This is a genomic window from Xylophilus sp. (assembly GCA_009914555.1).
GTDB lineage: Bacteria > Pseudomonadota > Gammaproteobacteria > Burkholderiales > Burkholderiaceae_C > WNDY01.
Genome location: WNDY01000022.1, coordinates 21,112 through 46,063, shown reverse-complemented (window position 1 = coordinate 46,063; position 24,952 = coordinate 21,112). Strand labels below are relative to the sequence as shown.

At 70.2% G+C, this 24,952-nt stretch carries 26 protein-coding genes and 1 pseudogene; 14 read left to right on the top strand and 13 right to left on the bottom strand.

All coding sequences use genetic code 11. The features are described from left to right. Positions 1 to 3 precede the first annotated feature (3 nt). On the top strand, positions 4 to 627 hold the full coding sequence (locus tag GAK38_RS11700) for a DUF6250 domain-containing protein (protein WP_325344295.1): 624 nt from the start codon (positions 4 to 6) through the stop codon (positions 625 to 627). Here the strand turns inward: GAK38_RS11700 and GAK38_RS11695 are convergent. The 3 genes from GAK38_RS11695 to GAK38_RS11685 all read right to left on the bottom strand — a co-directional run bounded on the left by GAK38_RS11695 (position 624) and on the right by GAK38_RS11685 (position 2,191). Beyond that, positions 624 to 1,547 carry a LysR family transcriptional regulator gene (locus GAK38_RS11695; RefSeq protein WP_325344293.1) on the bottom strand — a complete coding sequence of 308 codons (924 nt, stop codon included), beginning with the start codon at positions 1,545 to 1,547 and terminating at the stop codon, positions 624 to 626. The genes GAK38_RS11700 and GAK38_RS11695 overlap by 4 nt on opposite strands. 139 nt (positions 1,548 to 1,686) lie before the next feature. Then, positions 1,687 to 1,893: a dodecin gene (locus GAK38_RS11690; RefSeq protein WP_325344290.1), complete on the bottom strand. Its 207-nt coding sequence runs from the start codon at positions 1,891 to 1,893 to the stop codon at positions 1,687 to 1,689. A gap of 40 nt (positions 1,894 to 1,933) precedes the next feature. Continuing rightward, positions 1,934 to 2,191: a hypothetical protein gene (locus tag GAK38_RS11685; protein ID WP_325344288.1), complete on the bottom strand. Its 258-nt coding sequence runs from the start codon at positions 2,189 to 2,191 to the stop codon at positions 1,934 to 1,936. Between the two features lie 324 nt (positions 2,192 to 2,515). Here GAK38_RS11685 and GAK38_RS11680 point away from each other — a divergent pair, with 324 nt between their 5' ends. Then, positions 2,516 to 3,490, top strand: a complete 975-nt coding sequence (locus GAK38_RS11680) for a LysR family transcriptional regulator (protein WP_325344287.1) — start codon at positions 2,516 to 2,518, stop codon at positions 3,488 to 3,490. A gap of 63 nt (positions 3,491 to 3,553) precedes the next feature. On the opposite strand, the gene GAK38_RS11675 is transcribed toward GAK38_RS11680, so the two are convergent. The 9 genes from GAK38_RS11675 to GAK38_RS11635 form a co-directional block, all read right to left on the bottom strand. Beyond that, on the bottom strand, positions 3,554 to 4,495 hold the full coding sequence (locus tag GAK38_RS11675) for a glycine betaine ABC transporter substrate-binding protein (protein WP_325344285.1): 942 nt from the start codon (positions 4,493 to 4,495) through the stop codon (positions 3,554 to 3,556). 13 nt (positions 4,496 to 4,508) lie between these two features. Beyond that, on the bottom strand, positions 4,509 to 5,351 hold the full coding sequence (locus tag GAK38_RS11670) for an ABC transporter permease (RefSeq protein ID WP_325344283.1): 843 nt from the start codon (positions 5,349 to 5,351) through the stop codon (positions 4,509 to 4,511). 22 nt (positions 5,352 to 5,373) lie between these two features. Continuing rightward, the gene (locus GAK38_RS11665) at positions 5,374 to 7,608 is read right to left on the bottom strand and encodes a TonB-dependent receptor (RefSeq protein WP_325344281.1); all 2,235 of its coding nucleotides are present in this window, start codon (positions 7,606 to 7,608) and stop codon (positions 5,374 to 5,376) included. A 38-nt stretch (positions 7,609 to 7,646) separates the two neighbouring features. Beyond that, positions 7,647 to 9,188 carry a choline-sulfatase gene (gene betC, locus GAK38_RS11660; protein WP_325344279.1) on the bottom strand — a complete coding sequence of 514 codons (1,542 nt, stop codon included), beginning with the start codon at positions 9,186 to 9,188 and terminating at the stop codon, positions 7,647 to 7,649. A gap of 199 nt (positions 9,189 to 9,387) precedes the next feature. Further along, positions 9,388 to 10,521 (bottom strand): tRNA guanosine(34) transglycosylase Tgt, encoded by a 1,134-nt coding sequence (gene tgt, locus GAK38_RS11655; RefSeq protein ID WP_325344278.1) that lies wholly within the window; start codon positions 10,519 to 10,521, stop codon positions 9,388 to 9,390. 50 nt (positions 10,522 to 10,571) lie between these two features. After that, positions 10,572 to 10,778: an AbrB/MazE/SpoVT family DNA-binding domain-containing protein gene (locus GAK38_RS11650; RefSeq protein WP_325344276.1), complete on the bottom strand. Its 207-nt coding sequence runs from the start codon at positions 10,776 to 10,778 to the stop codon at positions 10,572 to 10,574. A 40-nt stretch (positions 10,779 to 10,818) separates the two neighbouring features. Next, on the bottom strand, positions 10,819 to 10,980 hold the full coding sequence (locus GAK38_RS11645; RefSeq protein ID WP_325344274.1) for an AAA family ATPase: 162 nt from the start codon (positions 10,978 to 10,980) through the stop codon (positions 10,819 to 10,821). 21 nt (positions 10,981 to 11,001) lie between these two features. Further along, positions 11,002 to 12,105, bottom strand: a complete 1,104-nt coding sequence (gene queA / locus GAK38_RS11640; protein ID WP_325344271.1) for a tRNA preQ1(34) S-adenosylmethionine ribosyltransferase-isomerase QueA — start codon at positions 12,103 to 12,105, stop codon at positions 11,002 to 11,004. Positions 12,106 to 12,157: 52 nt separating this feature from the next. After that, positions 12,158 to 13,042, bottom strand: coding sequence for a LysR substrate-binding domain-containing protein (locus tag GAK38_RS11635; protein WP_325344269.1), 885 nt, complete (start codon positions 13,040 to 13,042; stop codon positions 12,158 to 12,160). A gap of 122 nt (positions 13,043 to 13,164) precedes the next feature. Between GAK38_RS11635 and GAK38_RS11630 the strand changes: the two genes are divergently transcribed. The 4 genes from GAK38_RS11630 (at position 13,165) to recG (ending at position 17,808) form a co-directional block, all read left to right on the top strand. Then, positions 13,165 to 14,133, top strand: a complete 969-nt coding sequence (locus tag GAK38_RS11630) for a Bug family tripartite tricarboxylate transporter substrate binding protein (protein ID WP_325344267.1) — start codon at positions 13,165 to 13,167, stop codon at positions 14,131 to 14,133. A gap of 21 nt (positions 14,134 to 14,154) precedes the next feature. Continuing rightward, the gene (locus tag GAK38_RS11625) at positions 14,155 to 14,469 is read left to right on the top strand and encodes a YciI family protein (protein WP_325344265.1); all 315 of its coding nucleotides are present in this window, start codon (positions 14,155 to 14,157) and stop codon (positions 14,467 to 14,469) included. Then, the gene (locus tag GAK38_RS11620; RefSeq protein ID WP_325344263.1) at positions 14,466 to 15,578 is read left to right on the top strand and encodes a muconate cycloisomerase family protein; all 1,113 of its coding nucleotides are present in this window, start codon (positions 14,466 to 14,468) and stop codon (positions 15,576 to 15,578) included. Before GAK38_RS11625 ends, GAK38_RS11620 begins: the two co-directional genes overlap by 4 nt. 118 nt (positions 15,579 to 15,696) lie before the next feature. Continuing rightward, positions 15,697 to 17,808 carry an ATP-dependent DNA helicase RecG gene (gene recG, locus GAK38_RS11615; protein WP_325344261.1) on the top strand — a complete coding sequence of 704 codons (2,112 nt, stop codon included), beginning with the start codon at positions 15,697 to 15,699 and terminating at the stop codon, positions 17,806 to 17,808. A 170-nt stretch (positions 17,809 to 17,978) separates the two neighbouring features. Here recG and GAK38_RS11610 read toward each other — a convergent pair whose 3' ends face one another. Continuing rightward, positions 17,979 to 18,569, bottom strand: coding sequence for a TetR/AcrR family transcriptional regulator (locus GAK38_RS11610; RefSeq protein ID WP_325344259.1), 591 nt, complete (start codon positions 18,567 to 18,569; stop codon positions 17,979 to 17,981). Positions 18,570 to 18,674: 105 nt separating this feature from the next. Between GAK38_RS11610 and GAK38_RS11605 the strand changes: the two genes are divergently transcribed. The 8 genes and pseudogenes from GAK38_RS11605 to GAK38_RS11570 all read left to right on the top strand — a co-directional run bounded on the left by GAK38_RS11605 (position 18,675) and on the right by GAK38_RS11570 (position 24,890). Continuing rightward, positions 18,675 to 18,920: a hypothetical protein gene (locus GAK38_RS11605; protein WP_325344257.1), complete on the top strand. Its 246-nt coding sequence runs from the start codon at positions 18,675 to 18,677 to the stop codon at positions 18,918 to 18,920. Continuing rightward, entirely contained in the window at positions 18,917 to 19,369 is a 453-nt protein-coding gene (locus GAK38_RS11600) for a TA system VapC family ribonuclease toxin (RefSeq protein ID WP_325344255.1), read from the top strand. The genes GAK38_RS11605 and GAK38_RS11600 overlap by 4 nt, the downstream gene beginning before the upstream one ends. After that, positions 19,366 to 20,331, top strand: coding sequence for a LysR substrate-binding domain-containing protein (locus tag GAK38_RS11595; protein ID WP_325344253.1), 966 nt, complete (start codon positions 19,366 to 19,368; stop codon positions 20,329 to 20,331). Before GAK38_RS11600 ends, GAK38_RS11595 begins: the two co-directional genes overlap by 4 nt. A gap of 103 nt (positions 20,332 to 20,434) precedes the next feature. Next, positions 20,435 to 20,959 carry a Dps family protein gene (locus GAK38_RS11590; RefSeq protein ID WP_325344251.1) on the top strand — a complete coding sequence of 175 codons (525 nt, stop codon included), beginning with the start codon at positions 20,435 to 20,437 and terminating at the stop codon, positions 20,957 to 20,959. A gap of 97 nt (positions 20,960 to 21,056) precedes the next feature. Next, positions 21,057 to 21,561, top strand: a pseudogene (locus GAK38_RS11585) (outer membrane protein assembly factor BamB family protein); the annotation flags it as partial. A 292-nt stretch (positions 21,562 to 21,853) separates the two neighbouring features. Continuing rightward, the gene (locus tag GAK38_RS11580; protein ID WP_325344249.1) at positions 21,854 to 22,291 is read left to right on the top strand and encodes a pentapeptide repeat-containing protein; all 438 of its coding nucleotides are present in this window, start codon (positions 21,854 to 21,856) and stop codon (positions 22,289 to 22,291) included. A gap of 35 nt (positions 22,292 to 22,326) precedes the next feature. Then, positions 22,327 to 22,680, top strand: a complete 354-nt coding sequence (locus GAK38_RS11575) for a c-type cytochrome (protein ID WP_325344247.1) — start codon at positions 22,327 to 22,329, stop codon at positions 22,678 to 22,680. A gap of 176 nt (positions 22,681 to 22,856) precedes the next feature. Then, positions 22,857 to 24,890, top strand: a complete 2,034-nt coding sequence (locus GAK38_RS11570; protein ID WP_325344314.1) for a TonB-dependent receptor family protein — start codon at positions 22,857 to 22,859, stop codon at positions 24,888 to 24,890. The last annotated feature ends 62 nt before the right edge of the window (positions 24,891 to 24,952 follow it).

Here is a 24,952-nt window from a genome sequence, read left to right as displayed (position 1 = left end):
CGCATGCCACCAAGCCTCACCGCCACCCTGATCGAAGACCGCTTCCAGACCCTCGACGCCGTGCGCTGGAAGACCGAGGCGCAGCATCCCGCCACCCAGGTGTATGCCGAGAACGGCGAACTGATCATCGACGCGCCGGCCGGCGTCACCGTCTGGCTCGTCGATCCGCTGGACGGGGACTACCGCATCGAGTTCCGCCGCCGCGTGCTGCTGGGCGGCGGCCGCAACGACCGCCTCTCCGACCTCAACCAGTTCTGGGCCGCGCGCGACCCGCACAACCCCGACCTCTTCACCCGCAGCGGTGCGCTGGAGGAGTACGCCGCGCTCGATCTGTACTACGTCGGCCTGGGGGGCAACGGCAACACCACCACGCGCTTTCGCCGCTACGACGGCCAGGGCGCGCGCCACCTATTCGGCGAGTACCTGGATGCTGCCCACCTGCTGCGCGCCAACCACTCCTACGTCATCCGCATCGACGTGACCCAGGAGGAAACCGCCTTCTGGGTAGACGACGAACGGCTGTTCCATGCGGCGCGCCACGGCGCCCCGTCGGGGCCGGGCCACTTCGGTTTCCGCTCGGTGCTGTCGCGGCAGGCGGTCTCGGCGTTCCGCGTGACGCGGCTCTAGCCTTCCTGTACCTGCAGCTCCCGGTCCGCTTCCAGAAAGCATTCGATCAGCGCCTGGGCCGGGTAGGACAGCCGGTGCTCGGCGCGGCTCACGATGCCGTAGTGGGTGAAGAACTCCTCCGCATGCACGTCCAGCCCCGCGATGTGGAGCAGCTTCAGGCCACCGCCCTGCAGATGCGGATTTCTGCGGCTCACGTTGGTCGTGCCGATGGCGTCCGTGTGCTGGAGCACGACCACGAGGCTGTAGCCGTTCTCGCACTCGATGCTGGTCTGGAAGTCGGGCCGTCCGCTCAGCTCGACCAGCGCCTTGCGCAGGTTGGGCGGGCGCAGGGTGCCGGCGATCGGATAGCCCAGGAGTTCTTCCACAGTCACCACATCGCGTGCGGCCAGCGGATGGCCCACGCGGCAGCAGAAGCCCCAGCGGTGCGGCGTGAGCAACTGCACGCGGTAGTCGGGGTTGGCCTCGAAGTGGCGCGTGTCGGCCACGATGAACTCGAACTCCTCGGCCAGCAGCCGCTGGCCCAGCACCTGCCAGTTGTCCACCTGGAAGCGCAGCCGCACCTTGGGTAGCCGGCGGTTCAGCAGGCCGATGGCCTGGGGCATCAGCCAGGCGGCTGGAGCCGGGCCGCAGGCGAAGCGCAGCTCGCCGGCCTCCCGTTCGTTGAAATGCTGGACGTCGTTTACCAGATCCTGCGCGCTGCCCATGAGCCGCCGCGCATGCTCCAGCACCACGAGCCCTTTGCGGGTGGGCTCCAGGTTGCGGTTGCGGTCCACCAGCCGCGCGCCCACGCCCTGCTCCAGGGCCTGGATGCTGCGGCTGAAGGCGGGTTGCGAGAGATTGACGGCCTGCGCCGCCAGGGTGAAGTTGCGGTACTCGACCAGTGCGATGAAGTGGCGGAGTTGGCGGAGGTCGACGTGCATGGGCGCGGCGCGCGGCGGTGGGTGGACCGCCACTGTGCCCGTACCTGCGGGATGGGGAAACGAAGCAAAAGGCAGGAGCACATGCAGTGCCTGCCATGCAGGCTGCGCCGCTGCGCGGCCCGCGTGGGAGAAGGCCGGCCTATTCGAGCGTGAAGCCGGCCTTGACCGTGACCTGCCAGTGCGCGACCTTGCCGTTCTCGACGTGGCCGCGGGTTTCGGTCACCTCGAACCACTGGATGTTGCGCACCGTCTCACCCGCCTTGGCGATGGCGTTCTTCACGGCGTCGTCGGTGCCGGCGGTCGAGGAACCGGTGAGTTCGAGGATCTTGTAGACGTGGCTGCTCATGCGGATGCTCCTGCGTGTGGAGGGATGGAAGAGGCCGCCATCATGAGCCGCGCCGCCGGCCCCGGTGCAACGAAGCGCTTCGCATGCGCTGCTGACCGGAACGCATAACGGCCCGGGCGGCGGTCACGGCGCGCCGGCGGACGACGCCGTGGCATCGGCCGCCTTCGGACGCGACGCCTTCGAGGAAGGTGGCGGCGGTGGCACGAAGAACAGCGAGCCGGCCACCGACGTAGCTGCCGCCGGCGAAGGCCGGGTCTTCCGCGCCCACCACGGCGGCAACGCCGCCGATGCGCTCCATGGCCTGGGGCGGCCAGTTCGGAGCACAGGTCCATGTCAGTGGCTCGATGTGAGCCACCAGGTCGCCCGGCGTGGAGATCGCGTGGTGCACGCTGCGGATCGCGAAACGGGTGCAGGTGGGCCGGCCGCAGCAGCGAGAACAGGTCGCCGCACAGGGCGCGCCCAGCCCGGCGGCCCTGCGGTGATGGAGTTGGAGGGGGTATATGTATACAGCGGCGGTGGAAAGCGGAGCAGAGGACAGACGGTATGGGGGTATGGGTTGCATAACGGTATCGGCATTCCTTCCTTCCCCTGCGGCGGCGCGGCTGCTATGTTGCGGCCCGCCATGTCCACGCTGCGCCGCCAACTCCCGCAACTCCAGTCGCTGGTCTACTTCGAGTCGGCCGCGCGACACCTGAACTTCACCGCCGCGGCCGAGGAGCTCGGCACCACCCAGCCGGCCGTGAGCCACCGGGTCAAGCGCATGGAGGAGGACCTCGGCGTGCCGCTGTTCCGGCGCCAGCACCGCGGCGTGGCGCTGACCGACGAGGGCCAGCGCCTCTACCGCACGGTGCGCGAGAGCCTGGAGGCGCTGCGGCTGACCACGGCCGAGGTGCGGGTGCGCGAGGAGCGGCCCAGCCTGGTGCTGGCGACCGACTTCGGCTGCGCCAAGTTCTGGCTGCTGCCGCGCATTCCGGCGCTGCGCGCGGCCATCCCGGGGTTGCAGCTGCGCGTGATCACCTCGCAGGAGGAGGTGGACCCGCGCCAGGTGGCGGTGGACTTCTCGATCCACTTCGGCGGGCCCGGCGGCGATGCCGAGCGGCTGTTCGCCGAGACCGTGGTGCCGGTGTGCAGCCCCGCGCTGCTGCGCCGCCACGGCCCGGTGCGCGGCGCGGCCGACCTCGCCCGGCTGCCGCTGCTGCACCTCCAGCAGGTCGAGCCGATCCGCTGGATGGACTGGAGCGAATGGTTCGCCGCCGAGGCCGCGGGCCGGCCGACGGAGGCCGCGCGGCAGGCGCCGCATCTGCTGTTCAACGACTACTCGATGGTGGTCCAGGCGGCGGTCGGCGGCGACGGCGTGGCCCTGGGCTGGTCGCCGCTGGTGGACGAACTGCTGGACCGCGGCGAGCTGGCCGTGGCCTGGGGCCGGCCGCGGCGCACCGCGCGCGGCTACTTCCTGCGCAGCCCGCGCGGCGCAGCCGCGGCCGGCGGCATCCGCGCGCGGTTCCGCGACTGGCTGCTGGCCGAATGCACGGCGGGGGTGAAGGCCGACGCCGCACGGCCCGCGGCACGGGCGGTGCAGCAGGCGCTGTGCGCGTGAGCACCCGCGGTTCGCCATGCCCTGAAACTCCCTCTCCCGCGTGCGGGGAGAGGGAGCAAGCCGCTACCGCAGCGCCTGCCGCGCCGCCGCGAGTGCATCGCCCGCGCCGTCGGCCGTCTTCACGCCCGCGAGCCACGTGCCGAGCCACTGCGGCTGGCCGCGCAGTATCTGCTGCGCCGCGAGTTCGGGCGGCAGCCGGCGGTCGAGGATCAGCCGCAGCATCTCGTTTTCGAGCGCGACGGAGAACTTCAGCTGCGCCAGCAGCCGCGCCACGTTGCCGCACTGCGCCGCATAGCCGGGCCAGCTCACCGTGCTGACGGTGGCGGTGCCGCCGCCGGGGCCGAAGTAGGTATCGCCGCCGCGCAGGTACACGATGTCGAAGCGCGTGTTGACCACGTGCGGCTCCCAGGCCAGGAAGACGACCATGCGCTGCTTCGGCAGGTCGCGCCCGAGCTGGGCGAGCAGTGCCGTGTCGCTCGACTCCACCAGCTGCCAGCCCGCGAGGCCTGCGGCCGGGTCGGCGATCAGGCGCCGGATGCTCTCGTTGGCCGGGGCGCCGGCCTCGATGCCGTAGATCCTGCGGCCGAAGGCGTCGGCATGGGCGCCCAGGTCGGCGAAGCTGCGCACGCCGGCTTGCGCCGCGTAGCGCGGCACGGCCAGCGTGAAGCGCGCGCCTTCGAGGTTGGTGGCGATGCGCTCCACCTGCCCGCTGGCCAGCAGCGGCCCGGCGAGCTGTCGCTGCGCCGGCATCCAGTTGCCGAGGAAGGCGTCCACTTTGCCGCTGCGCAGCCCCTGGAACACCAGCGGCACCGACAGCATGCTCACCCGCGGCCGGTAGCCGATCGCCTTGAGCGTGACGCCGAGCAGCGCGTTGGTCGCGTCGATGTCGGCCCAGCCCGGCGTCGCCAGGCGCACGTTGCGGCAGGCATCGGGTTCGGCCGCGGCGGCCAGGCCGCACAAACCGATCAGCAGCGGGGCCAGCAGGCGGTGAACAAGGAATGGCATGGATGCAGGGCGCTCAGTGCGGAGGAGTGGATTCGGGCGGGGCGAAGCTCTCCGCGAGCCGGTCCACCACCATCGCCAGCAGCACCACGCTCAGGCCGCTGGCCGCGCCCTGGCCGATGTCCAGCCGCTGGATCGACGCGAGCACCTCGCTGCCCAGGCCGCCTGCGCCGACCATCGAGGCGATGATGGTCATCGACAGCGCCATCATGATGCCCTGGCTCACGCCGGCCATGATGCCCGGCAGCGCGTAGGGCAGGCGTACCAGCCGCAGCACCTGCCCGTCGCGCGCGCCGAGGCTGGCGGCGGCTTCGGTCACGTCGCGGCCGACCTGCCGGATGCCCAGCGCCGTGAGCCGCACCACCGGCGGCAGCGCGAACACCACGGTGGCCAGCAGCGCGGGCGCCAGGCCCAGGCCGAACAGCGCGACCGCCGGGATCAGGTAGACGAAGGCTGGCATGGTCTGCATCAGGTCCAGCAGCGGCCGCGCGAGCCACTGCGCGCGCGGGCTGCCGCCGAGCCAGATGCCCAGCGGAACGCCGAGCGCGATGCTGACCAGCGTGGCCACGAGCATCTGCGCCAGCGTGGCCGCCAGCGGCTCGCCGAAGCCCATCGCATGGATGGCCGCCAGCGCCGCGCCGGCCAAGAGGCTCAGCCGCCAGCCGCGTCGCCACCAGCCGAGCGCGGCCAGCAGCACGACCTGCGCGGCCGGGTGCAGCCACAGCAGGCCGGCCTGCAGGCCCTCCACCAGCGCGCCGGCCGCGTCGCCGAACGCCTCGAACGCGGGCGCGGCATGGGCCAGCGCCGGCTCGGCGGCGGTGTTGATCCAGGAGGCGATCGGCAGCAGCGGCTCGGGCATGGTGGCGGTGGCAGAGGGTCGGTCAGAAGCGGGCGCCGAAGGTCACGTAGGCGGTGCGCGGCGCGCCGACCTGCAAGGTCTGCGCGGTGCCGCCCGGGTCGCTGGTGACGAAGCCGTTGGTGCCGAGCGAGGCGACGTACTTCCTGTCGAACAGGTTGCTCACGCTGAGCTTGACGTGGTATTCGCTGGCCCAGCCGAGCGCCTTGCTGCGCCAGCCCAGGCTGGCGTCCCAGAGGGTCTGGGCGCCCACGCCATTGTCGTTGAGGTAGGTGTAGTAGCGCTTGCCGAGGTGGTTGACGCCGACGTGGCCGAACAGGCTGCCATTGTCGTAGCTCAGCCGCGAGGCCGCGATAAGCCGGGGCGTGTCCACCACCTGCTTGCCGCGCACCGCGACCCGCACGCCGTTGTCGGTGAAGTCGTCGCGGTACTCCGACTGGTTGTAGCTCAGCGAGCTGAACCAGTTGACGTCGCGCGCCGGCTGCAGCGTCAGCGCGCCTTCGACGCCCTGCGAGCGCACGCGGCCGACGTTGGCCAGCACCGAGGGGTTGCCTTCGATGGCCGAACCCTGCTGGATGGCGAGGAGGCGGTTCTTGAAGTCCACGTGGTAGACGGTGGCCGAGGCGGCCAGGCCCGGCTGGTGATAGCGCCAGCCGGCCTCGACGGTGACCGAGGTCTCGGGCTTCAGGTTGCCGCGGACGGCGTCGAAGCCGGCCTGCGTGCTGGCGAAGGGCGAGTCCTCCATCGCCGCGGCCTTGTAGGCGCGCATGTTCTGCGCAGCGGCGGCGAACAGCTCGTTGCGCGCATCGAGCTTGAAGTTGGCGCCGAGCTGCGGCAGGAAGCCCTTTTCGGCCTTGATGCTGCCGGTCTTGGCGTCGCCCGCGCGGGTGGTGACCGAACTGTCGCTGGAGAGCGATTTGAAGCCGGCATTGACCGCCAGCCGGTCGGAGACCTGGAAGTCGTCCTGCAGGTGGAACTGCAGCGTCTTCGTGGTGAAGCGGTAGTCCCAGCGGGTCTGCAGCGGGTTGGCCGGCGTGTCGTAGGGCGAGGAGGGGTTGTCGCCCTGGGCATAGAAGCGCATGGCCTGGTCGAAGGCGTTGTGCTCGTACCAGATGCCGGTGCGCACCGTGTGGGCGCCGGCGCGCACGCTGAGCGAGGACAGCAGGCCGCTGCGGTTGATGCCGTATTCGACGGTGCGCAGCGTGACCGGGACGGCGGCCGACGACGCGAGGTAGGGCGACCACCACAGGCTCGGGCCCTTGTCGCGGTGGTGGTAGACGGTGTTCTTCCACTGCACGGTGTCGCTCAGCGCCGAGTCGAGCGTGATGCCGCCGAGCCAATCCTTGCGGATGCCGGAGCCGGCGTAGTAGGCGTCGTCGATGCTGGTCTCGCCCTGGCGCCAGACGCCGCGGGCCGACTGCAGCGCGGCGCTCCAGTCGGGGTAGTAGTTGTCGAAGCTCCAGCCCAGGCGGCCGATCATCTCCTTGGAGAGGTCCTGGTAGTCCACCTCCTTGCGCTCCGAATAGTTGATGAAGGCCGAGAGCCTGTGTGCGCCGAAGTCGCCGACGGCCTTGGCGTTGAACTGCTGCTGCTTCTGCTCGCCGCCGCCCTTCCACTTGTCCGAGCCCTGGTCGGCCACGCTGAGCGCGAGGCGCCAGGGGCCGAGCTGGCCCGAGTCGATGCGCGCGAAGCTGCGGCGCGCCGCATGCTGGCCCAGGCTCTGCTCCACCGTCACGCGGCGCTCCTGTGCCGGGTCGAGCGAGTAGAACTGCACCGTGCCGCCGAGGTTGCTGCTCGACGCGGTCTCCAGCGCGCCGGTGCCCTGCGACAGCACGATGCGGTCGATGTTCTCGCCGATGATCGCGCGGCTGATGCCCAGGCCGTTGTGGTTGCGGTAGCTCATGTCGCCCAGCGGCACGTCGTCGAGCGTGAAGCCGAGCTGGTTCTGCGCGAAGCCGCGGATGTTGAGCTTGGTCGTCCATTCGGAGGCGCCGAAGGCGTCGGCCGAACGGAAGTTGACGCCGGGCAGCAGTTCCAGTGCCTTGAGCGGGCTGCTGCCGGGCGCGAGCACGGCCAGGTCCTCGCCGCCGAGTTCCTGCACCTGGCGGCTCTGGCCGGCGCCGAGGATGGTGATGGTGTCGAGCGCGGTGGCGGCGGCCGTGGGGGCGGATTCGTCGGCCGCGAGGGCGCCGGTGCCGTGCAGCAGCGGCAGCAGCGCCAGGTACAGCGGCAGCCGGCGGAAGGGGAGCGTGTGAGTCATGGTCGGTCGTGGAAAAAGAGGGGGGTTCTGCTGGGGGTTCAGGCGGCCGGCACGGCGGGTGGCACGGCGGGATAGCGGGCCTGCGCCTCGATCGTGTCGAGGTCGAGGTGGCGGCGCACGTACTGGCGGCTCGCGTCCTCGACCGGCTGGTAGTCCCAGCTGGCGACGCGGCCCCGGGCCTCGGCCTGGAAGACGAGGCGGCGCTGCCGCTGGCTCTCCAGCACGCGGCGGTGCAGCGCGGGCAGGTCCCAGTGCGCGGCGGCCTCGGCGCGGAAGGCGGCGACGCGGGCGGCCTGGGCCGGATCGGCGGCGAGGTTGTACAGTTCGTCGGGGTCGGCCGCGAGGTCGAGCAGCAGGTCGGGGTCGGCCGGCGAGTGGATGTACTTGAAGCGGCCGCGGCGGATCATCACCAGCGGCGCGATCGCGCCCTCGCCGAGGTATTCGGCGAAGGCTTCGTCGTGGCCGCCAGCCTCGCCGCGCAGGTGCGGCAGCAGGCTGCGGCCCTCGACGTCGGCCGCGGCCGGGCCGGGCGCGCCGCCGCCGGCGGCGAGCGCGTCGAGCGTGGGCAGCAGGTCGATGGTCGAGACCGCAGACGCCACCCGCTGCGGCGCGAAGCGCGCGGGCGCATGCACGATCAGCGGCACGCGCGCGGCGCCCTCGAAGAAGCTCATCTTGTACCAAAGGCCCCGCTCGCCGAGCATGTCGCCGTGGTCGCTGGCCAGCACGACGATGGTGTCTGCGGCCTGGCCGGTCTGCTCCAGCGTGTGCAGCAGCGTGCCGATTTGGTCGTCCACATAGGAGATGGCGCCGTAGTAGGCGCGGCGCGCGTTCCTGACCTGCTGCGCGGTGGGCGGGCGGCGGTCGAGCAGGCAGGCGGCGCGGATGCGGCGCGAATGCGGGTCGTCGGCGACGGCGGACTGCGGCACGCGCGGCAGGTCGATGTCCTCGTCGCGGTAGAGGTTCCAGTAGGGCTCGGTGATCGCGTAGGGGTCGTGCGGATGTGTCAGCGAGACCGTGAGGAAGAACGGCTGCTGCGTGCCGGAGCGGGCGATCTCGAACAGCTTGCGGCGCGCGCGGAAGACCACCTCGTCGTCGAAGTCGAGCTGGTTGCTGCGGATGCAGGTGCCGGCCTGCTCGATCGAGGCGGGGTTGTGGTACCAGGGCTCGCGCACGCCGGGCTGCGACCAGTCGGGCGTCCAGCCGAAGTCGGCGGGGTAGATGTCGGTGGTGAGCCGCTCCTCGAAGCCGTGGAGCTGGTTGGGGCCGCCGAAGTGCATCTTGCCCGACAGGATGGTCCGCCAGCCGCGCGCGCGCAGGTGGTGGGCGATGGTCGGCACCTCCGACGGCATCTCGGAGGCGTTGTCGAAGCCGCCGAAGCGCGAGGGCAGCCGGCCCGCGAGCAGGCCGTAGCGCGAGGGCGCGCACAGCGGGCTGGGGCAATAGGCCGCATCGAACACCACGCCGCCGGCGGCCAGGCGGTCGATGTGGGGCGTGCGCGTCACGCGGTTGCCGTAGGCGGAGAGCGCGCGGGGCGTGAGCTGGTCGGCCAGCAGCAGGATGTGGGGCGCCGGGGCGGGCATGGAATCGGTGCGGGGCTCGTCGGGAAGGAGCCCGCATTGTTCGGAAGCCCGCCGGGGCTGTGAAGACGGCGATTCGTTATCGTGCCATCACGCCCGTTCATGGCAAGCCATCGGCGCCGATGGCAGGGTGCCGTGGTATATGCTCACAGCGCCCGCGATCCGGGCGATGTAGGATGGTAGGCCAGGGAGTATGTGAGGTTCAGACGCCGCGCGCCCGGTCCGCCTTGAACTGCGCGCGGAATGCGGCGAAGCGGCCCGCGTCGAGCGCCGCGCGGATCTCGCGCATGAGGTTCAGGTAGTAGGCCAGGTTGTGCACGCTCGCGAGCATCGGGCCCAGCATCTCGCCGCAGCGGTCGAGGTGGTGCAGGTAGGCGCGGCTGAAGTGGCGCGAGGCGTAGCAGTCGAGCGTCTCGTCGATCGGCCGCTCGTCGGTCTTGAAGCGCGCGTTGCGGATCTTCAGGTCGCCGTAGCGCGTGAACAGGTGGCCGTTCCTCGCGTTGCGGGTGGGCATCACGCAGTCGAACATGTCCACGCCCTGGGCCACGCCTTCGACCAGGTCCTCGGGCGTGCCCACGCCCATGAGGTAGCGCGGCTTCTCGCGCGGCAGGCGGTGCGGCGTGTGGGCCATGATGCGCAGCATCTCGTCCTTGGGCTCGCCCACGCTGACGCCGCCGACGGCGTAGCCGGGGAAGTCCATCTCGACCAGCCGTTCGAGCGATTCCTGCCGCAGGTGCTCGAACATGCCGCCCTGCACGATGCCGAAGAGGGCGTTGGGGTTGCCGAGCCGGTGGAACTCGTCGAAGCTGCGCCCGGCCCAGCGCAGGCTCCTCTCCATGCTCCTGCGGGCCTCGTCCTCGGTCGTGACGTGGCCCTGGGTCTCGTAGGGCGTGCATTCGTCGAGCTGCATGACGATGTCGGAATTGAGCACCGTCTGGATCTGCATGCTGACCTCGGGCGACATGAAGAGCCTGTCGCCGTTGACCGGCGAGGCGAAGGTCACGCCCTCCTCGGTGATCTTGCGCATCTCGCCGAGCGACCAGACCTGGAAGCCGCCGGAGTCGGTGAGGATGGGCCGGCTCCAGTGCTCGAAGCGGTGCAGCCCGCCGAACTGGGCCATCACGTCGAGCCCCGGGCGCATCCAGAGGTGGAAGGTGTTGCCCAGGATGATCTGCGCGCCGATCTCTTCCAGGTCGCGCGGCATCACGCCCTTGACCGTGCCGTAGGTGCCCACGGGCATGAAGATCGGCGTCTGCACCGTGCCGTGGTTGAGCGTGAGCGTGCCGCGGCGGGCGTGGCTCGTAGGGTCGGTGGCGAGGAGGTCGAAGCGGAGCATGAAGGCGAGAGTCGGGTCTGGAGTGCCGGCAGAGTGATGCACGGACGCGGTCAAGCGCGGCCGGGTTCGTCCGGCAGCGCGGTGTTCTCGCCCGTCGGCTTCTCTTGGACGGCGAGAGTGGCCGGGAGCGGCGTGAGTTCGATGCGTCCATTGACGGCACGGATGGTCAGCGTGTCGCCGGGCTTGATGCCCAGGCGCTGCACCACATCCTGCGGAAGGTCGAGATGGAAGTCTGGAGAGAGGGTGGCGGTGGTCATGCGGTCGCCTTCGAAGATTGGTACTGCGGGGGCAAAAATTTCACGCAATAGGCATGGACGCCCAGTCGCTGAGCAGCGTGATGGCATCGAAAAGGTTGGATTTGCCAACGCCGTTCGTGCCTGCGATGCAGGTGAATAAGCCGAACTGGAGATCGACTTCTCGCAGGTTCTTGAAGCCCATAACTTTCAAGCGTGTCAGCATGTTGATCCTTCGGCCGTTTTGCTATTGCCGGCGCGAAGCCATTGTGCACTCAGAAGGTGGTGACGAGCGTTCCAGCAGCATCGCATCCCCATAGCTGAAGAAGCGATACCGCTCGCGGATCGCATGCGCATAGAGCGCCATCACCCGCGCATGGCCGGCGAAGGCGCTGACCAGCATCATCAGCGTGCTTCTGGGCAGGTGGAAGTTGGTCACGAGCAGGTCCACCACCTTCCAGTCGAAGCCGGGCGTGATGAAGATGTTGGTGTCGCCCTCGGCCAGGCCGCTCCTGGCCCAGGATTCGAGCGTGCGCACGCTGGTCGTGCCGACGGCGACGATGCGGCCGCCGCGCGCGCGGGTTTCCGCAATCGCGGCCTGGGTGGCGGCGGGCACCTGGTAGCGTTCGTGGTGCATGCGGTGGTCGGCGATGTTGTCGACCTTGACCGGCTGGAAGGTGCCGGCGCCCACGTGCAGCGTGACGGCGGCGCGCCGCACACCCTGCGCGTCGAGCGCGGCCAGCACGCCCTCGTCGAAGTGCAACGCGGCCGTGGGCGCGGCCACGGCGCCGGGCACGCGGGCGAAGACGGTCTGGTAGCGCTCGGCGTCCTCGGCACCGTCGGCATGCGTGATGTACGGCGGCAGCGGCACATGGCCGTGGCGCTCCATGAGGTCGTAGGGCGTCTCGCCCGGCGCGCCATCGAAGCGCAGGCGAAACAGCGGGCCCTCGGCATCGGGCCAGCGGCCCAGCAGCGTCGCCATGAACCCTCCGTCCATGCGCAGCACGGTGCCGGGCCGCGGCTTCTTGCTGACCTTCATGTGCGCGGCCACCTCGTTGCCGAGCAGCACGCGCTCCACGAGCAGCTCCAGCCTGCCCCCGGTGGGCTTATCGCCGAACAGGCGCGCATGCACGACCTTGGTGTCGTTGAAGACCAGCAGGTCGCCGGCGCGCAGCAGGCCCGGGAGGTCGCGGAAGAAGCGGTCCGCCGGCGCATCGCCGCGGCCGTCGAGCAGGCGCGAGGCGCTGCGCTCGGCGGCGGGGTGCTGGGCGATCAGTTCGGGGGGGAGGTCGAAGTCGAAGTCGCCGACAGTGAAGGCGCGGGCGGCGTCGCAGGAGTGCGGTGCGGTCATGGACTTGAGGACGGGACGCGTCCGTGCCAAGAGGCGGATGGGGGAAAACCCACTATTGTCCCACGGCCGCTGCGGCCCGGATTTCGCCGGCCAGCCGCTTGGCCGCCGCGCTGCGGGTGCGCCCGGCGTGCCAGAGCAGGGCCGCCGTGCGCCGCACGGTGGGCTGGCGGATGGGAAGGCGCAGCAGCTCGGCGCTGGAAGGCACGGCCCGCTCGAACAGCACAGCCGCCAGGTTGCCCAGCCGCACGGTGCGCAGCATGGCTTCGATGGAGCTCATCTCCAGATGGATCGCACCGGCAATCCAGCGGCCGAGCGCCTGGTCGATCAACCGACGCGATGAGAACCGGCCGGTCTGCGCCGCCAGCCGCAGGCCGGCCAGCTGCGCGGCCGCGATCTCGCGCTGCCCGGCGCACGGATGGCCGGTGGGCACGGCCAGCACCAGTTCTTCGGAAAACAGCGGTTCGGACACCACGTCGTCGCGGACTGGACCGGCGAAGGCGATGCCCAGGTCGAGCTCGCCGTTGGCGACGCCGTTCTCGATCGTCAGGCCCGGCAGGTCTTCGATTGCCAGGTGGACGCCGGGAAAGGCTGCGGCGAACCGGGCCACCACCGGCGGCAGCAGCGTGGCGTTGTAGGTGTGGATCACGCCCAGGCGCAGCCGTCCGCGGGCCAGGCTGCCCAGTTCCTGCAGCGCGGTGGCGCCGCCTTCCACTTCGAGCAGCGCCCGCGTGGCAAAGCTCAGAAAAGTTTCGCCGGCCTCGGTCAGCTGCACGCCGCGGCCCACGCGGTCGAACAGCGCGGTGCCGAGCAGGTCCTCGAGCTGGCGGAGCTGGTGCGACAGCGTGGATTGGGTGACGTGCAGCGCCTCGGCCGCACGGGTCACGTGCTGCTGCCGGGCGACCTCGACGAAATAGCGCAGGTGGCGGAGTTCGACCATGGGCGAAGCAGGTGAGGTATCGACATCATCGATGAATTGCAGCCAAATTTACCATTGGACCGATGGCGTACCGGCCCGAACAATCCGTCCATTCCTTTTTCTTCTGCTTCGAAGGACCACGAATGAGACAACGCCGCCATATCCTGATCGCGCTTGCCTGCGCCCTGGCCGCCGCCGGTGGTACCACGGCCGCTGCCGGCTATCCCGCCAAGCCGGTCCGGCTGCTGGTGCACTTTCCGGCCGGCTCGTCGACCGACGTGATCGCTCGCGTGCTGGCCGACAAGGTGTCGGCCAAGCTGGGCCAGCCGATCGTGGTGGACAACAAACCCGGGGCCGACGGCGCGATCGCCGCGACCGAGCTCAAGCGCTCCGCGCCCGACGGCTACACGCTGCTGCTGGCCACCAACAGCCCGATGTCCGGCGTGCCGGCGATGAAGAAGGCGCCGCCTTTCGACCCGGTGAAGGATTTCACGCCGATCACCGACGTGGGCCGCTACACCTTCCTGGTCTACGTGAACGCGGCGGTGCCGGCGAAGACGCTGCCCGAGTTCGTGGCCTATGCGCGCTCGAAGCCGGGCCAGCTCAGCTACGCGGCCGGCAATGTGACCGGGCTGCTGTCGTTCGCCGCGATCGCGCAGCAGAGCAGGCTCGACATGACGCAGGTGCCCTACCGCGGCGAGCCGCCGGCGATCACCGATCTGGTCGGAGGCCGCATCGACGCCATGGTGGCCACGGCCGGCACCGGCCTGCCGCATGTGCAGTCGGGCCGGCTGCGCGCGCTGGCCACCATCCTGCCCAAGCGCGGGGCCACGCTACCCGACGTGCCCACGGTGCAGGAGTCGGGCTTTCCCGATTTCTCGATCGCGCCCTGGGCCGGACTGTTCGGGCCGGCCGGCATGCCGCGCGACGTGGTCGCCGTGCTCAACCGGGAGTTCGGCGCGGCGATGAAGCAGCCGGATGTGATCAGGAAGCTCGCCGAACAGGAGTTCGCCCTGTCGCCCTCCACGCCCGAGGCGCTGGGCGCGCTGGTCAGGCGCCAGCTCGACGTCCACCGTGACATCCTGCGCAGCGCCGGCATCGAACCCGAATAACCCCATCTTCCGCCACGCCCGATGCCTTTCCATATCGAAACCTGGGACAAGCCTGGCCACCAGGCCGCGCGCCAGCAGCTGCGCCCGGCGCACCTCGACTTCCTGGCCGCCCATGCGCACCTGCTGTTGGCCTGCGACGCCAAGCTCGACGACGACGGCGCCGATGCCGGCGGCGGCATCTACATCGTCGATCTGGACGACCGTGCGGCGGCCGAGCGCTTCATCGCGGCGGACCCGTTCCATGCCGGCGGGCTGTTCCGCGAGGTGCGGCTCACGCGCTGGCGCAAGGCCTACGTGGCCGGCGTCTGCCGCCTGTCCGGAGCCGCGGCGCGATGAGCACGATCGCCTCCATCGAGACCGCCATCGTCGACCTGCCGGTCGCACGGCCGCACAAGCTGGCCATGGCGACCATCCACGCGCATTCGCTCGTCATCGTGCGGCTGCGCACCGGCGAGGGCGTGCAGGGCACGGGCGAGGTCGCGGTCATTCCGCACTACGGCAGCGAATCGCCCGAAGCAGTCAAGTCGGTGATCGACACCTGCCTCGCGCCGCACCTGATCGGCTGCGACGTGCGCCGCACCGGCGAGCTGCTGATCTGCATGGATCGGCTCATCAAGGGCAACGGCTATGCCAAGGCCGGCGTCGAGATGGCCGCGCTCGACGCCAAGGCGCGTGCGCTCGGCGTGCCGGTGTCCGAGCTGTTCGGCGGCACGGTGCTGTCGCGACTGCCGGTGCTCTGGGTGCTGGGCAACGGCGATGTGGAGCGCGATATCGCCGAGGCGGAGACCCGGCTGGAGGCGCGCACGCACCGCCTCTTTCTCGTGAAGATCGGCCAGGGCGACCCGGCCGAGAATGTGGCCCGGGCGCTGGCCGTCAAGCGTGCGCTGGGCGACCGCGCCAGCGTGCGCGTGGACGTCAATCAGGGCTGGGACGAGGCCACCGCGAGCTGGGGCATCGCGCGGCTGGAAGCCGGCGGCATCGACGCGGTGGAACAGCCGGTGCCGGCCTGGAACCTGCCCGCGATGCGGCGGCTGGCCGAGCGCTTTACCGTGCCGGTCATGGCCGACGAGGCCGTGACGACGGTGGAGGACGCGCTCGCCTTCGCCCGCGAAGCCGCAGCCGATGCGTTCTCTATCAAGCTCGTCAAGCACGGCGGGCTCACGCGCATCAGGCAGGTTGCCGGCATCGCCGAGGCGGCTGGCATCTCGCTGTTCGGCGGCACGATGATCGAAGGCGCCATCGGTACCTCGGCCTATGCGCAGCTGCTGTCCACGCTGCCGCGGCTGGCCTGGGGTTGCCAGCTTTTCGGGCCGCAGCTGCTGACCGACGACATCGCCGTCGGCAGCGTGCGCTACGAGGAATTCGAACTGGTCGTGCCGGCCGGACCGGGCTTCGGTTTCGACATCGACGAAGACAAGCTTGCGCACTATCGCCGGACAAGTTGATATACCCCCTGGTATAGAGCCTTACAGCGGATGAAAATCATGCGCTGCAAGCCTATACACCGGAAGAGACCTGCTTTCGCCTGCGGCGGCACCGGGCGCGGGCAGAATCGGCCCACCGATGCCTGCTGCCGCGCCCGCCCCCCCGCCGTCCCCTTCTGGTGCCAGGCCGCTGTCGCCCGCCCGCAAGGCGCTGATCAAGCTCGGCCTGGTGCGCGACATCGACCTCGCGCTGCACCTGCCGCTGCGCTACGAGGACGAGACGCGCATCCGCCCGATCGCCGGGCTGCGTGACGGCGAGACCGCCCAGGTCGAGGGCACGGTGGTGCACAGCGGTGTGCAGCAGGGCGCGCGCCGGCAGTTGAAGGTGCTGCTCGACGACGGCAGCGACACGCTGGAGCTGCGCTTCTTCACCTTCTTCCCGTCGCACCTGAAGACGCTGGCCGAGGGTGCGCAGATCCGCGCGCGCGGCGAGGTGCGCGGCGGCTTTGTCGGCCGGCAGATGCTGCACCCGGCGTTCCAGCCCGCGGGCGGGCCGCTGCCCGAGGCGCTGACGCCCGTCTACCCGACGGTCGCGCAGCTGCCGCAGGCCTATCTGCGCCGCGCGGTCGACAGCGGCCTCGCGCGTGCCGACCTGTCGGAGACGCTGCCGCCCGACGCGCCGCCGGCGCCCGGCGCCCGGCCGCTGTGGCCGCTGCGAGATGCGCTGCACTTCCTGCACCATCCTCGGCCCGACGTGGCGCTCGCCACGCTGGAGGACAAATCGCACCCGGCTTGGCAGCGGCTCAAGGCCGAGGAACTGCTCGCGCAGCAGATCTCGCAGCTCGAGTCCAAGCGCGAGCGCGACCGGCTGCGCGCGCCGACGCTGGCGGCGGCCCGGCCGGCCGGCGGCGGCCTCTCGCTGCACGAGCAGCTGCTCGCCGCGCTGCCGTTTCAGCTGACCGCCGCGCAGCGCCGCGTCGGCGCCGAGATCGCGCAGGACCTCGCGCGCAGCGTGCCGATGCACCGGCTGCTGCAGGGCGACGTCGGCTCGGGCAAGACCGTGGTCGCCGCGCTGGCCGCGGCCATCTGCATCGACGCGGGCTGGCAGTGCGCGCTGATGGCGCCGACGGAGATCCTGGCCGAGCAGCACTTCGGCAAGCTCGTGGGCTGGCTGGAGCCGCTGCTCGCGCCGCGCGGCCAGCGCGTGGCCTGGCTCGTCGGCGGCCAGAAGAAGAAGGAGCGCGCCGCCATGCTCGCGCTGGTCGAGAGCGGCAAGGCCGCGCTCGTCGTCGGTACCCACGCGGTGATCCAGGAACAGGTGAAGTTCCAGCGCCTCGCGCTCGCGCTGATCGACGAGCAGCACCGCTTCGGCGTCGCGCAGCGCCTGGCCCTGCGGGGCAAGGGCCCGGGCGGGCTGGAACCGCACCTGCTGATGATGACCGCCACGCCGATCCCGCGCACGCTGGCGATGAGCTACTACGCCGACCTCGACGTCTCCACGATCGACGAGCTGCCGCCGGGCCGCACGCCGATCGTCACCAAGACCGTGGTCGACAGCCGGCGTGACGAGGTCGTCGCGCGCATCGCGGCGCAGGTGGCGCAGGGCCGGCAGGTCTACTGGGTCTGCCCGCTGATCGAGGAGAGCGAAGCACTCGACCTCAGCAACGCCACTGCGACCCATGCGGCGCTGTCCGAGGCGCTGCCGGGCGTGCTGGTCGGCCTGCTGCATTCGCGCATGCCGGCAGCCGAGAAGAAGGCGGTGATGGCCCTCTTCAGCGAAGGCGTCATGGGCGTGCTGGTCAGCACCACGGTGATCGAGGTCGGCGTGGACGTGCCCAACGCATCGCTGATGGTCATCGAGCATGCCGAGCGGTTCGGCCTGTCGCAGCTGCACCAGCTGCGCGGCCGGGTGGGGCGCGGCGCGGCGGCCTCGGCCTGCGTGCTGCTCTATTCGACCGGCGACAGCGGCCGGCTCGGCGAGACCGCGCGCGACCGGCTGCGCGCCATGGCCGAGACCACCGACGGCTTCGAGATCGCGCGGCGCGACCTGGAGATCCGCGGGCCCGGCGAATTCCTCGGCGCGCGCCAGTCGGGCGCGCCGCTGCTGCGCTTCGCCGACCTGGAGACCGACGCCGCGCTGCTCGCCTGGGCGCGCGAACTGGCACCCGCGATGCTCGACCGCCATCCGGCGCTCGCGCGCCGGCACGTGGAGCGCTGGCTGGGCAGCAAGTCCGAGTACCTGAAAGCCTGACCGCTGGTCAGCGGGCCGGTGCGATGGGGACCAGGCTGAGGAAGGGGTGGGCTGCGCCCAGCAGGGAGATGGGGTGGGACATGGAATCCTTGGCGTGGGTTGTCAACCTGCTGATTGGTAGGCAAAGGGATAAATGAAGCGTGCGGTTCAGCCTGCGGGGGGCAGGCTGGTCACCGCGGCGGCGCCAGCAGGGCCTGTATCGCCGACTGCACGGTGGATTGGAAGACCGCCGGATCGCCCAGCGCGCGGGCCAGCAGCATCGCGCCGTACACCACGGACACGAACGACTGCGCCGCGCTTTTCGGAGTGCCGGAAAAATGGAATTGCCCGCGTGCCGCCCCCCTGGTGAGCACGGAGCCAACCCAGTCGGTCAGGTCCCGGAAATGGCCCCGCACTTCGACTGCGACCTCGTCGGGAAGGGTCGGCAGCTCCGTAGCCAGCATGCCGCAGATGCAGAAGGGTGTGTCTCCAGTGCGGATGCATTCCACCCAGTGGTCCGCATAGGCCTGGAGTTCGGCCGCGGGATCGCCCAGGTGGCCTGACAACTGCGCCAGCGCGGCTGTCGCCTGCTGGCGGTACTGCGCGACCACGACGCGGACCAGCGTGGCCTTGCTGGCAAAGTGGTGGTGGATGCTGGCCTTGCGGATGCCCACCCGCTCGGCCAGATCCGCATAGCTGAAGCTGTTGTAGCCACCGGAGGCCAGCAGCGCCGTGGTGTGTCTGGCGATCTCTTCAGCTTTGGGGGACAGGTCGGCGGTCATAGATGGTAAATCTACTAATAGGTAGGTGGATGGTCGCGCTGCCTCTTGCGTGAACTTGGCGACCATTGGCTTGACCGGTTGATGTGGTGATGTGATGATGCGCCGATGCGAACCACCCTCGATCTCGATCCCGTCGTGCTCAATGCTGCGCGCCAGTTTGCGGCCCATCGTGCAGTCAGCCTGGGACGGGCCGTGTCGGAACTGGTGCTACGGGGCCTGAACCAGCCGGACGGTCCTGGCAAGGACGCGGCAGGCGACGGCGATGACGCGCTGCCCACCTTCTACAGCAGCCCGGGTTCGCCGGTGATCACGCTCGAGGACGTGAAGCGTCTGCTGGACGACGAGGCATGACCGCCACCACGACACGGTGGCTGCTCGATGTGAACGTGCTGCTGGCGGTGACCTGGCCGAAGCACATGCACCACGCGTTGGCGCGGCAGTGGTTTCGCGCGGTGCCGCGGCGCGCCTGGGCGAGCTGCTGCGTCACCCAGCTCGGTTTCGTGCGGCTGTCATCGAGCGTGCAGTTCACCGCCGACGCCGTGACCCCGCCGCAGGCAGCCAACTTGCTGCAACGCTGGTGCCAGCGCACCGACCATGTATGGGTGCCGGATCTGCCGCTGGAAGAGGTGCCGGTCTTCGCTTCGCCGGTCCTCATAGGCCACCGGCAGGTGACCGATGCCTATTTGCTCGGGCTTGCCGAGCATCATGGATTGAAGCTCGCGACATTGGACCGCGGTTTGCGGCAACTCGGCCTGGATACCGCTCCTGGCACCGTCGAATGGATCGGAGCCGCCGCATGACTCTCACCGAACTCAAGTACATCGTCGCCGTCGCCCGCGAGAAGCACTTCGGCCACGCGGCCGAGGCCTGCTTCGTCTCGCAGCCCACGCTCTCGGTGGCGATCAAGAAGCTCGAGGACGAGCTGGAGGTCAAGCTGTTCGAGCGCAGCGCCGGCGAAGTCGCGGTCACCCCGCTCGGCGAAGAGATCGTGCGGCAGGCCCAGACGGTGCTGGAACAGGCCGCCGAGATCCGTGAGATCGCCAAGCGCGGCAAGGATCCGCTGGCCGGCCCGCTCACGCTCGGCGTGATCTACACCATCGGCCCCTACCTGCTGCCCGACCTCGTGCGCCAGGCCATCGCCCGCACGCCGCAGATGCCGCTGATGCTGCAGGAGAACTTCACCGTCAAGCTGCTGGAGATGCTGCGCACCGGCGAGATCGACTGCGCCGTGATGGCCGAGCCCTTCCCCGACACCGGCCTGGCGCTGGCGCCGCTCTACGACGAGCCGTTCTACGTCGCCGTGCCCAGCACCCATGCGCTGGCCGAGCGCGCGTCGATCACGGCCGAGGAACTCAAGAGCGAGACCATGCTGCTGCTGGGCACCGGCCACTGCTTCCGCGACCACGTGCTGGAGGTGTGTCCGGAGTTCGCGCGCTTCTCCAGCAACGCCGAGGGCATCCGCAAGAGCTTCGAGGGCTCGTCGCTGGAAACCATCAAGCACATGGTGGCCGCCGGCATGGGCATCACGCTGGTGCCGCGCCTGTCGGTGCCGCGCGACGCGCTGCAGCCGACGGCCCGCCGCAGGCCGTCGCGCCACGACGACGCGGATTTCGTGCGCTACATCCCCTTCGCCGGCGAGCCGCCGGTGCGCCGTGTGGTGCTGGCCTGGCGCCGCAGCTTCACGCGCTACGAGGCCATCGCCGCGCTGCGCAACGCGGTCTATGCCTGCGAGTTGCCGGGGGTCAAGCGGCTGTCCGAATGATCGCCGGCTATGGCGGCGATAGCGGCGTGAAGCCGCCGGCTGCCTTGCGGACGCATTACAGTTCCCAAGTCCGCATGTTTTCCACCTCAGGAGAAGAACCGCCATGGCCAAGACCTCTGCCAAGAAGACCATCGATACCGGCCGCACCGGTCCGCTGCCGATCAACATCGGCATCGGCGAGAAGGACCGCGCCGCCGTCGCCCAGGGCCTGTCGCGCCTGCTGGCCGACACCTACACGCTCTACCTCACGACCCACAACTTCCACTGGAACGTGACCGGGCCGCTGTTCAACACACTGCACACCAGCTTCCAGGCGCAGTACACCGAGCTGTGGAACGCGGTCGATCCGATCGCCGAGCGCATCCGCTCGCTGGGCCATTACGCGCCGGGCTCGTACGCCCAGTTCGGCCAGCTGGCCTCGGTGCCCGACGCGCCGGCCGAGCCGCCGAAGGCACTGGAGATGGTGCGCATCCTGGTCAAGGGCCACGAGGCCGTGGCCCGCACCGCGCGCGAGTTGTTCCCGGCTGCCGAGAAGGCCGGCGACGAGCCGACGGCCGACCTGCTGACCCAGCGTCTGGCGGTGCACGAGCAGACGGCCTGGATGCTGCGCTCGCTGCTCGAGGAGTGACCGGCCGGCGCTTCGTCGCCTGACCGCCGCCCCGCCGATCGGTGGGGCTTTTTTTTGCCCGCCGGTCGCCACGGCACTGCCGATTGCTCCGTAAAGGAACCCGATGAGCTACAGCCCGAAGACCGGCCTGTTCTACATCGCGGCCAACCACTGGGCGATGGACTACTGGGGCCGAGAACATTACCTACACGCCGGGCTCGGCCTACCTGGGCATGGGGTTTCGCATCAAGCGCACGCACGAGGACCACGTCGGCACGCTGCGCGCGCTCGATCCGCAGACCGGCAGGATCGTCTGGGAGAACAAGGAGGTCTATCCGCTGTGGGCCGGCACGCTGGCCACGGCCGGCGACCTGGTGGTCACCGGTACTTCCGACGGCTTCGTGAAGATCTTCCATGCCAAGACGGGCAGGGAACTGTGGAAGTTCCAGACCGGCTCGGGCGTGGTCTCCATCCCCGTGACCTGGGAGCAGGACGGTGAGCAGTACATCGGCATCGCCTCGGGCTATGGCGGCGCAGTGCCGCTGTGGGGCGGCGACATGGCTGCGCTGACCAGGACGGTGACGCAGGGCGGCTCGTTCTGGGTCTTCAAACTGCCCCGGTAGAAGCGCAGCGCCCCAGTCCGCTTCGCGGCTCCTCCTTCTCGCTTCGCGCGTCGCGCTGCGGGGAAGGGGACGACGCCGGTGCTGCAGGGGCGGCCCTGGCGCGGCGTCTGCCGGTCTGGGCCGCTGTGGCTTTGATGGCTTGAACGATGGAGACATTCCATGCTTACTAAGAAACTTCTTCCTGTCGTGCTTGCGCTGGTGGCCTTCGGTGCCGCTGCGCAGACGGCCCTGAAGCCCGCGTCGAACTGCGAGCCGGGGCCGCAGGCCGATTGCTCGCACACCGATCTGCGCCATGTGGACTGGCGCGGCAAGGACCTGGCGGGAATCGATCTGCGGGGCTTCATTCAATGTGTCGCGCGGAGACTTCCGCGGCGCCAATCTCGTGGGTGCCAATTTCTCGGGGGCGGCCGGGGTGGCTGCCAATTTCTCGCGCAGCTATCTGGCGCGGGCGGACTTCAGCCGGGCGCGGCTCATCGGCGCCAATTTCGAATTCGCGCGCATAAGCGGCGCGGACTTCAGCCATGCGGACCTGGAGGCGGCCAACCTCGAAGCGGCGGGCGCAGCCAAGGCGCAGTTCGTCGGCGCCAACCTCGACGGTGCCAACGCGCAGGAAACCAAGTTCAACACCGCCAACCTGCAGGACGCGACTATGCGCGGGACCGTCGTGCGCTTCGCGCTGTTCCCGGGCGTCAATTTCACGGGCTGCGTGTCCTGTCCGTCGAACTGGTAGGGCTGTGCTCCTTCTCCCTTTTCCTTCCCTCTTCCATGACCGCGATGAAACATTCCACCGCCTTCGTTTTCTCCCTGGTTCTCACCGCCGCGGCGCTGGCCTGGGCCTGCGCGCTGCCGGCGACCGCCCAGACCGCCGGCGCCGACTTGGCCAAGGCCAACGGCTGCATGACCTGCCACGACATCGCCAAGAAGCTGGTCGGCCCCGGCTTCGCCCAGGTTGCCGCCAAATACAAAGCCGACGCTGCAGCGCCCGCGCAGCTGGTCTCCAGGATCCGCGGAGGCAGCAGCGGCACCTGGGGCCGCATTTCGATGCCGCCCAACACCCAGGTGAGCGAGAGGGACGCGCAAGCCCTCGTGCAGTGGATCCTGTCCCTGCCGGCGTCCTGAGAGCGTCCCCGCGCTCCATCTGCAACGCCTGGCAACGCGCGTTGCGGGGCGCGTAGCTACAGTCTCGAAGTACCTATGCATTGGGCGGCTCATCCGCCTTGGGAGGGGTCCGCGCCATGGAACACCGATTTCGACTTCTTTTGTATGCTTTCCTGCCCGGCACGCTGGCGCTCGCCATGGGAAAGGCCGTGGCTCAGGAAGCCGCCGCCACGCTGGCACCCGTCGAGGTCAACGCCAGCACCGCGGCCCAGCGCCGCTTCGATGCGGCCGCCAGCTACGACATCCTGCAACTCGACCCGTTTCGCGCCGCCACGCCCCTGGTCAACCTCTCCGAACTGGTAGCCGGCCAGCCCGGCGTGGCCGTGATCGACCGCGGCAATTACGCGCAGGACCTGCAGATCGCCGTGCGTGGCTTCGGCTCGCGCTCCACGTTCGGTGTGCGCGGCGTGCGCATCCTGGTCGACGGCATCCCCGCCACCATGCCTGACGGCCAGGGACAGGCCGCCACGGCGCAGCTGCCATCGGCCAGCCAGGTCGAGCTGCTGCGCGGCCCGCTCGCCCAGCAGTACGGCAATGCCGCCGGCGGCGTCCTGCAAGTCACTACGCGCGACCCCCGGCCCGGGGGCGGCGCCAGCGCATCCGCAGCTGCGGGATCATCGGGCCTGCGCGTGCTCGGCGCCTCGTTCGACTTCGGCGACCGCACCCTGGGCGGCCTGCTCGACGTCTCGCACATGGAGACCGACGGCTGGCGCGCCCACAGCGCGGCCGAGCGCACCCACTTGAACGGCAAACTCGTCGCCCGCCCCGACGGCGACACCACCATCACCGCCCTGGTCAATCTGTTCGACCAGCCGAATGCGCAGGACCCGCTGGGCCTGACCCGCGCCCAGTTCGACGCCGATCCGCGCCAGACGCCGTCGGTCGCCGACCAGTTCAACACCCGCAAGTCCATCTCGCAGAACCAGCTTGGCCTCGTCCTCGACCGCCGCCTTGGCGACCAGGACAGCCTGCGCGCCCGCGTCTACGGCGGCAAGCGCGCACTGCGGCAGTACCTCTCCATGAGCGGCGATGCCCTCACCAGCGCCGGCGGTGTGGTGGACCTGGACCGCGACTACTACGGCGCGGGCGTCGCCTGGACCCACGCGCTGCGCCTGCTCTCGGGCCTGCCCGCATCCTGGACCGTCGGCCTCGACGCCGACCGCCTGGCCGAGAACCGCCGGGGCTTCGTCAACAATGGCGGCACCGCCGGCGCACTGCGCCGCGACGAGCGCGACCGCGCCGGCAACACCGACCTCCATGCCCAGGTCGATGCCTGGGTGGCACCGACCTGGCGCGTCATCGCCGGACTGCGATCCACCCAGGTCAGGGTCTCGGTCGACGACCACTACATCACCGCCGCCAACCCCGACGACAGCGGCAGCCGCACCTACCGCCAGACCAGCCCGGCCCTCGGCCTGGTCTGGAGCGCGAGCGACAGCGTCAACCTCTATGCCAACGTCGGCCGCGGCTTCGAGACGCCCACGCTCGCCGAGATGGCCTACAGCCAGACCAACACCGGCCCCAACTACGGCCTGGCCGCCTCGCGCAGCCGGCAGGCCGAGCTGGGCGTGAAGTGGCAGGGCGGGGCCTGGGGCGCACAACAGCGATTGCAGGCCGCCGTGTTCGACGCCCGCAGCCGCGACGAGATCGTGCCCGCGGCCACTGTCAACGGCCGCACCGTCTACCAGAACGCCGATCGCGTGCGCCGCCGCGGCGCCGAGCTGGCCTGGAGCGCCACCGCCGGCGCCTGGACGCCACGCTTGGCCTTCACCTGGCTCGACGCAGCCTTCGACAGCGACTACCAGGTGGCCGGCGGCGCCCGCGTGCCGTCCGGCAACCGCCTGCCGGGCACGGCACGGCAGACCGCGCTGGTCGGCGTCGACTACGCCGCGCCCGCCGGCTGGACGGCCGGGGCCGAAGTGCTGGCAGCCAGCCGTACCTTCGCCAACGACGTGAACACCGCCTGGGCGCCGGGCTATGCCGTGGCTGCGCTCAAGGCCGGCTATGCCTTCACCGCCGGCGGCGTGCGCTGGTATGCCTGGGGCCGCATCGACAACCTGTTCGACCGCCGCTATGCCGGATCGCTCATCGTCAACGACGGCAACAGCCGCTTCTACGAGGCCGCGGCCGGCCGCAGAGCGGTGGTGGGCTTGCGGGCGCAGTTCCTGTAAGCCCATCGTACCGATAGCCACAAGCCATGAACAGGCAGGAGGCGATATGGGAGCCGCGCCGT

Excerpts from the sequence above, each read along its gene's own strand:
- GAK38_RS11700 (WP_325344295.1), top strand. The coding sequence starts at position 4 with ATGCCACCAAGCCTCACCGCCACCCTGATCGAAGACCGCTTCCAGACC.
- GAK38_RS11695 (WP_325344293.1), bottom strand. The coding sequence starts at position 1,547 with ATGCACGTCGACCTCCGCCAACTCCGCCACTTCATCGCACTGGTCGAG.
- GAK38_RS11690 (WP_325344290.1), bottom strand. The coding sequence starts at position 1,893 with ATGAGCAGCCACGTCTACAAGATCCTCGAACTCACCGGTTCCTCGACC.
- GAK38_RS11685 (WP_325344288.1), bottom strand. The coding sequence starts at position 2,191 with ATGGAGCGCATCGGCGGCGTTGCCGCCGTGGTGGGCGCGGAAGACCCG.
- GAK38_RS11680 (WP_325344287.1), top strand. The coding sequence starts at position 2,516 with ATGTCCACGCTGCGCCGCCAACTCCCGCAACTCCAGTCGCTGGTCTAC.
- GAK38_RS11675 (WP_325344285.1), bottom strand. The coding sequence starts at position 4,495 with ATGCCATTCCTTGTTCACCGCCTGCTGGCCCCGCTGCTGATCGGTTTG.
- GAK38_RS11670 (WP_325344283.1), bottom strand. The coding sequence starts at position 5,351 with ATGCCCGAGCCGCTGCTGCCGATCGCCTCCTGGATCAACACCGCCGCC.
- GAK38_RS11665 (WP_325344281.1), bottom strand. The coding sequence starts at position 7,608 with ATGACTCACACGCTCCCCTTCCGCCGGCTGCCGCTGTACCTGGCGCTG.
- betC (WP_325344279.1), bottom strand. The coding sequence starts at position 9,188 with ATGCCCGCCCCGGCGCCCCACATCCTGCTGCTGGCCGACCAGCTCACG.
- tgt (WP_325344278.1), bottom strand. The coding sequence starts at position 10,521 with ATGCTCCGCTTCGACCTCCTCGCCACCGACCCTACGAGCCACGCCCGC.
- GAK38_RS11650 (WP_325344276.1), bottom strand. The coding sequence starts at position 10,778 with ATGACCACCGCCACCCTCTCTCCAGACTTCCATCTCGACCTTCCGCAG.
- GAK38_RS11645 (WP_325344274.1), bottom strand. The coding sequence starts at position 10,980 with ATGCTGACACGCTTGAAAGTTATGGGCTTCAAGAACCTGCGAGAAGTC.
- queA (WP_325344271.1), bottom strand. The coding sequence starts at position 12,105 with ATGACCGCACCGCACTCCTGCGACGCCGCCCGCGCCTTCACTGTCGGC.
- GAK38_RS11635 (WP_325344269.1), bottom strand. The coding sequence starts at position 13,042 with ATGGTCGAACTCCGCCACCTGCGCTATTTCGTCGAGGTCGCCCGGCAG.
- GAK38_RS11630 (WP_325344267.1), top strand. The coding sequence starts at position 13,165 with ATGAGACAACGCCGCCATATCCTGATCGCGCTTGCCTGCGCCCTGGCC.
- GAK38_RS11625 (WP_325344265.1), top strand. The coding sequence starts at position 14,155 with ATGCCTTTCCATATCGAAACCTGGGACAAGCCTGGCCACCAGGCCGCG.
- GAK38_RS11620 (WP_325344263.1), top strand. The coding sequence starts at position 14,466 with ATGAGCACGATCGCCTCCATCGAGACCGCCATCGTCGACCTGCCGGTC.
- recG (WP_325344261.1), top strand. The coding sequence starts at position 15,697 with ATGCCTGCTGCCGCGCCCGCCCCCCCGCCGTCCCCTTCTGGTGCCAGG.
- GAK38_RS11610 (WP_325344259.1), bottom strand. The coding sequence starts at position 18,569 with ATGACCGCCGACCTGTCCCCCAAAGCTGAAGAGATCGCCAGACACACC.
- GAK38_RS11605 (WP_325344257.1), top strand. The coding sequence starts at position 18,675 with ATGCGAACCACCCTCGATCTCGATCCCGTCGTGCTCAATGCTGCGCGC.
- GAK38_RS11600 (WP_325344255.1), top strand. The coding sequence starts at position 18,917 with ATGACCGCCACCACGACACGGTGGCTGCTCGATGTGAACGTGCTGCTG.
- GAK38_RS11595 (WP_325344253.1), top strand. The coding sequence starts at position 19,366 with ATGACTCTCACCGAACTCAAGTACATCGTCGCCGTCGCCCGCGAGAAG.
- GAK38_RS11590 (WP_325344251.1), top strand. The coding sequence starts at position 20,435 with ATGGCCAAGACCTCTGCCAAGAAGACCATCGATACCGGCCGCACCGGT.
- GAK38_RS11580 (WP_325344249.1), top strand. The coding sequence starts at position 21,854 with ATGTGGACTGGCGCGGCAAGGACCTGGCGGGAATCGATCTGCGGGGCT.
- GAK38_RS11575 (WP_325344247.1), top strand. The coding sequence starts at position 22,327 with ATGACCGCGATGAAACATTCCACCGCCTTCGTTTTCTCCCTGGTTCTC.
- GAK38_RS11570 (WP_325344314.1), top strand. The coding sequence starts at position 22,857 with ATGGGAAAGGCCGTGGCTCAGGAAGCCGCCGCCACGCTGGCACCCGTC.